The sequence below is a fragment of the Arthrobacter sp. Br18 genome (assembly GCF_000520555.1).
Taxonomy (GTDB): Bacteria; Actinomycetota; Actinomycetes; order Actinomycetales; family Micrococcaceae; genus Arthrobacter_D.
In genome coordinates, this window is sequence record NZ_KI914879.1 from 1 (window position 1) to 4786 (window position 4786).

Here is a 4786-nt window from a genome sequence, read left to right on the forward strand (position 1 = left end):
CCAGCTGGAAGTCGGGGGACACGGCTGTGTCGGCTGTCATCGACGCCACTGATACACCTTCCGTTCCGGGTTGCTTTACCCTCTGTCCAACTCCTCTGCACCTCCGCTTATTCCTCCAAGTACTCCCCCAAACGGCTCCGGCCCCGCGCAGACACCCGCAGGCGCGGGAGAAGAGGATCGCCGCACCCGCCGGTCGCATGTAAAACTAGACTCAGCGTGCCCAGTAAGTTCCCAGACATTTCGAAAACCGGCGCTGACCCGTCGGCAACCAGGAGGCAGTTGTGACCCTTGTCCGCGTTATCGCCCGACCACTCATCGCCAGCAGCTTTGTTTTCTCAGGGGTTGAGCGCCTGCGGAATACCAGCGCCACTGCAACCCAGCTCGCGCCTGTCCTGAAGACAGTCGCCAAGGCAGTACCGTCGGCTGCTGCCATCACGGGCAACGAGAAGCAGGTGGCTCAGCTGCTGGGCGCCACGCAGGTCGGCGCGGGCCTGTTGCTCGCCATCGGCAGGTTCTCCCGCCTTGCTGCCACCCTCCTGGCCGTGACCGCAGCAGTGAACACGCTGGCCGACTTCAACGCCGCCGACTCGTCGACACCCGAGGCGCGCAAGACCCGTCGCAGCCAGCTGCTCAAGAACCTTTCGCTCATCGGAGCCGTACTCCTCGCCGCCGTCGACACCAACGGACGCCCCGGCATCGTGTGGCGGGCCGAGCACTTCGCCACCGGCGCGAGGAAAAACGCCGTCGGCATCAGCAAGGATGCGCGCAAGCAGCTGAAGAAGGCCGATTCCGCCGTCCGCAGGACCGCCGCCGACGTGGTGGGTTCATAACTGGCATGAACGACGCATCGGGCGGCGCCACCGGCACCGCACAGGGAACCGCCCGAAAGCTCTGGCCGGCGCCGCCCGCAGCGGCGCCGGTCGACGCCGCACTCGAGGTGCCCGGCTCCAAATCGCTCACCAACCGCTACCTGATCCTCGCCGCGCTCGCCGACGGACCGAGCATGCTCCGCAATCCCCTGCATTCCCGCGACTCCGCCCTCATGGTGGCTGCCCTCCGGTCACTCGGCGCGGTCGTCACGGAAATAGCAGGGAAAGGCGCCTACGGTCCGGATCTGCGGATCGAACCGCTCCGAGTGGAGCCACAACCATTCCCGTCACCGCGGCACGTAGACTGCGGGCTCGCCGGTACCGTGATGAGGTTCGTCCCCCCACTCGCCGCCCTCCTCGAAGGGCCCACGTCCTTCGATGGCGACCCTCATGCACGGCAACGGCCGATGGCTGCCATCATCGAGTCCCTGCGAGGCCTCGGCATGACCGTCGACGACGACGGTTCAGGCTCACTCCCCTTCACCGTGCAGGGCGCGGGAACCGTGGACGGCGGGCATCTGGTCATCGATGCGGCCGCTTCATCCCAGTTCGTGTCGGCCCTGCTCCTCGTCGGAGCCCGGTTCACCCGGGGGCTACACCTTGAACACGTGGGCAAGCCCGTGCCGAGCCTCGACCACATCACCATGACCGCGGAGGTCCTCCGGTCGGTCGGCGTCATCGTGGACACGTCCGTTCCCGACCACTGGATTGTCCCGCCCGGGCCGATCGCCGCCTTCGACACCCGGGTGGAACCCGACCTGTCGAACGCAGGCCCTTTCCTCGCTGCGGCGCTGGTGACCCGGGGAACCGTGCGCATTCCGGACTGGCCGTCCGGCACCACGCAGGTCGGTGACCAGTGGCGCGACATCCTCACCCGGATGGGAGCCTCGGTGGAGCTCATCGAAGGCACCCTGACCGTCACCGGCGGACCGGCCATCCGGGGCGGCCTCTTCGCCGACACCAGTGAGCTGGCCCCCACCGTGGCAGCACTGTGCGCGCTCGCGGATTCGCCCTCGACTCTCACGGGCATCGCCCACCTCCGGGGCCACGAGACCGATAGGCTGGCCGCGCTCGCCACCGAAATCAACGCCCTCGGCGGGAACGTGCAGGAAACTGCTGATGGGCTCGTCATCACGCCCGCTGCCCTGCACGGCGGAACGTTCCGCACGTACGACGACCACCGGATGGCCACTGCGGGTGCAATTCTCGGGCTTGCCGTCGACGGCATCGAGATCGAGAATATCGGCACCACCGCCAAGACGATGCCGGAATTTCCCGAACTGTGGCTCGGGCTGGTGAGGACCGGCGCAGCCCAATCACCGACCAGTCCAGGCGCCGCCGGTGCTGCGGAGACGACAGCCGGGAGTACCCCACGTGGCTGAGGCAGGAAATCGCCGCGGATCCCGTGCCTGGGATGAGTCCGACGTCCGGATCCGCCCCAACAAGAAAGGCACTCGGCCGCGCACCAAGAACCGACCGGCCTACGACGACGCCGTGACGGGCCGCATCGTCACCGTCGACCGCGGGCGGTACACCGCCGTCGTGGACGAGGACACTTCCGGCGAGCGGCTCATAGTCGCGGCGCGGGCGCGCGAACTGCGGCGCAGCGCCGTCGTCGCGGGTGACCTGGTGGCGCTGGTCGGCGATCTGTCCGGCGGACCAGACTCCCTGGCGCGTCTGGTCCGCGTCGAGGAACGCCGAACCGTCCTGAGGCGCAGCGCGGACGACTCGGATCCGATCGAACGCGTGGTCGTCGCCAACGCGGACCAGCTCGTGATCGTCGTTGCGGCGGCCAATCCCGAACCGCGCACGGGCTTCATCGACCGCGCGCTGGTGGCCGCCTACGACGCCGGCATCGCGCCGCTGCTCTGCATCACCAAGGCCGACATCCGGGATCCGGCGGAACTGCTGGCGAACTACGAACACCTGGATCTCCGGGTGATCATCAGTGGGACGGCCACCGACACCGGAGGAATCGAGGCCACGTCCGACGACGGGGCGTCGGCGAGGCTGTCCCACCCCGCTGTCGACGCTCTCCGGCAGGAGCTCGACGGCCAGGTCAGCGTGCTCCTCGGACATTCCGGCGTCGGCAAGTCCACCATGGTCAACGCGCTGACGGGCTCCACGCGTGCCACGGGAGGGGTGAACGCGGTGACCGGGCGCGGACGCCACACGTCGTCGTCGGCCATTGCCCTGAAGGCCGCGGATTCCGCTGCCGGGACCTGGATCATCGATACCCCCGGCATCCGCTCCTTCGGCCTCGCCCACGTCGAGGCGGACCGGATCCTCCAGGCCTTCCCGGACCTTGAACCTGGCACCGAACGGTGCGAGCGGGGCTGCAAGCACGACGACCAGGCGGTGGACTGCGGCCTTGACGGGTGGGTTGCCGAGGGGTCCGCGGGCGAGTCGGGTCCGGTGCGCCTCGCCTCCCTGCGGCGCCTGCTCAGCGCTGGAATGTCCGACGCCCGGGCCCAGACGATGGACACCAAGGAACTGGGCACCCAATAGACTCTGTTAGGCTTATATGCAGTTGTTGTGTTGCGCATTTATTTCAAGCCTTGATCCTCCAACTGGAGTTCGAAAGCTTTTTTGATAAGCGAAGACGAACACCACGACGAGCGCCCCGAAGTACGGGAACTGCTCTCACAAGGTAAGGAAAACAAAATGGCTACAGGTACAGTCAAATGGTTCAACGCTGAAAAGGGCTTTGGTTTCATCGCTCCCGAAGACGGCGGCGCCGACGTATTCGCACACTTCTCCGCTATCAACTCGAACGGCTTCCGTTCACTCGAAGAGAACCAGAAGGTCAACTTCGAGACCACCCAGGGCCCCAAGGGCCCCCAGGCCGAGAACATCACCGTTCTCTAAGGTCCAGAACCTCCGGCCGCCCACGTGCGGTCCACCAAGGGTCACCAACACGGCATCCGCCGCTGGTGGCCCTTGGTCGTTTAAGCACGCCAGACGATAGGTTGAGGGAATGACTTTTGTCCAGAGCTACAACGACGATCTGCGCCTCGCCCACATCATGGCCGACTCCGTGGACGACCAGACCATGTCGCGTTTCAAGGCACTGGATCTCAGAATCGAAACGAAACCGGACCTGACTCCCGTCACCGACGCCGACAAATCGGCCGAGGAGGCCATCCGGGGGCAGCTCTCCCGCGCGCGTCCCCGCGACGCGGTGCTGGGCGAGGAATTCGGCAGCACCGGGGCTGGATCCCGTCGCTGGATCATCGACCCCATCGACGGCACCAAGAACTTCGTCCGCGGCGTTCCGGTCTGGGCCACGCTGATCGCGCTCGTGGACAACGGGCGGCCCGTCGTCGGGCTGGTCAGTGCGCCGGCCCTCGGCAAGCGGTGGTGGGCGGCAACGGGGACCGGCGCGTTCACCGGGAAGTCCCTGGCCGCCGCAACGCGCCTGCGGGTCTCCAACGTCTCACGACTGCAGGACGCCTCGCTGTCCTACTCGAGCCTTTCGGGCTGGCGGACCCGCGGATCGCTCCCGGAGTTCGTCAACCTCACGGACCAGGTGTGGCGGACGCGCGCCTACGGCGACTTCTGGTCCTACTGCCTGGTGGCTGAGGGTGCGGTCGATATCGCCTGCGAGCCCGAACTCAACCTGCACGACATGGCTGCGCTGGTACCCATCGTCACCGAGGCCGGCGGGCGTTTCACCTCGCTCGACGGCGTGGACGGGCCCTTCGGCGGCAACGCCCTCGCCACCAACGGCACACTGCACAGCGAGGTGCTCCGGACCCTGAACCCGGACGTCGACGACCTCCTCTAGCTGATCGACAGCAGAACCCCTCCCATGCCCTCCACGCCCCCGACTCCCCGCAGCGGACCGCGAATCCCCGCGCAACGCCGGACCGACCTGGCCCGGGGCTACCGGACCGGCAGCAGCCGCTATGACAGGG

At 67.2% G+C, this 4786-nt stretch carries 5 protein-coding genes; all 5 read left to right on the forward strand.

Annotation, left to right across the window (positions count from 1 at the left end; all coding sequences use genetic code 11):
- Window positions 1-281: 281 nt before the first annotated feature.
- The 5 genes from Y704_RS0113265 to hisN all read left to right on the forward strand — a co-directional run bounded on the left by Y704_RS0113265 (window position 282) and on the right by hisN (window position 4656).
- On the forward strand, window positions 282-830 hold the full coding sequence (locus Y704_RS0113265; protein ID WP_026550476.1) for a DoxX family protein: 549 nt from the start codon (window positions 282-284) through the stop codon (window positions 828-830).
- A 5-nt stretch (window positions 831-835) separates the two neighbouring features.
- Window positions 836-2251, forward strand: coding sequence for a 3-phosphoshikimate 1-carboxyvinyltransferase (gene aroA, locus Y704_RS21255; protein ID WP_081747650.1), 1416 nt, complete (start codon window positions 836-838; stop codon window positions 2249-2251).
- Window positions 2244-3377 (forward strand): ribosome small subunit-dependent GTPase A, encoded by a 1134-nt coding sequence (rsgA, locus tag Y704_RS0113275; protein ID WP_026550477.1) that lies wholly within the window; start codon window positions 2244-2246, stop codon window positions 3375-3377. Before aroA ends, rsgA begins: the two co-directional genes overlap by 8 nt.
- A 156-nt stretch (window positions 3378-3533) precedes the next feature.
- Window positions 3534-3737, forward strand: coding sequence for a cold-shock protein (locus tag Y704_RS0113280; protein ID WP_026532371.1), 204 nt, complete (start codon window positions 3534-3536; stop codon window positions 3735-3737).
- 109 nt (window positions 3738-3846) lie between these two features.
- Window positions 3847-4656 carry a histidinol-phosphatase gene (gene hisN, locus Y704_RS0113285; RefSeq protein ID WP_026550478.1) on the forward strand — a complete coding sequence of 270 codons (810 nt, stop codon included), beginning with the start codon at window positions 3847-3849 and terminating at the stop codon, window positions 4654-4656.
- Window positions 4657-4786 lie beyond the last annotated feature (130 nt).

Excerpts from the sequence above, each read along its gene's own strand:
- aroA (WP_081747650.1), top strand. The coding sequence starts at position 836 with ATGAACGACGCATCGGGCGGCGCCACCGGCACCGCACAGGGAACCGCC.
- Y704_RS0113280 (WP_026532371.1), top strand. The coding sequence starts at position 3,534 with ATGGCTACAGGTACAGTCAAATGGTTCAACGCTGAAAAGGGCTTTGGT.
- hisN (WP_026550478.1), top strand. The coding sequence starts at position 3,847 with ATGACTTTTGTCCAGAGCTACAACGACGATCTGCGCCTCGCCCACATC.